Genomic DNA, 478 nt, shown 5'->3' on the forward strand with positions numbered 1-478 from the left:
CTTATAATGGGTTAAATAGTGAATCTTATCCAGAACTAACGGATGAAGATATTGCACAGGATTTAGCTACAAAAGATTTTGAATCTTGGAAGGCAGATAATTCGGATTCTGCAGTTGCTAGTCGATTAAAACAAGCATTTCCTGGTGCTTCTGATGCAGAGATTGCTAAGAAAGTAGCGAAAACAAATAGCGATCAAATGTCTCATTTCAAAAATCAGCGTAAACAAGATTTGCAAAATATGAAGAAAAACGCTACACCATATGGAAATGCTAGAGATTTAGTCAATGCTGCGACTAACGCATTTCAAAAGGGATATGAGGCAGATCATAAAGACGCGTTTATGAGTCAACTGCCAGAAAATATGTCGGCGGAAGAAAAAGAGGAACAATGGAACGGCCATCTTAATTCAAAAGTACAAGGGTTTAGAAATCATGCAGAACAAGCGGCAATAAAAGCGGGGGCTATGCCTGTTGATAC

Annotated in this window: 1 pseudogene; it reads left to right on the forward strand. The window is 38.3% G+C overall.

The features are described 5' to 3' along the window. A pseudogene (locus tag MR155_RS31370) lies at positions 1 to 478 on the forward strand (hypothetical protein); the annotation flags it as partial.

The organism is Bacillus cereus group sp. BfR-BA-01331, from assembly GCF_022663915.1.
Classification (GTDB): Bacteria; Bacillota; Bacilli; order Bacillales; family Bacillaceae_G; genus Bacillus_A; species Bacillus_A mycoides.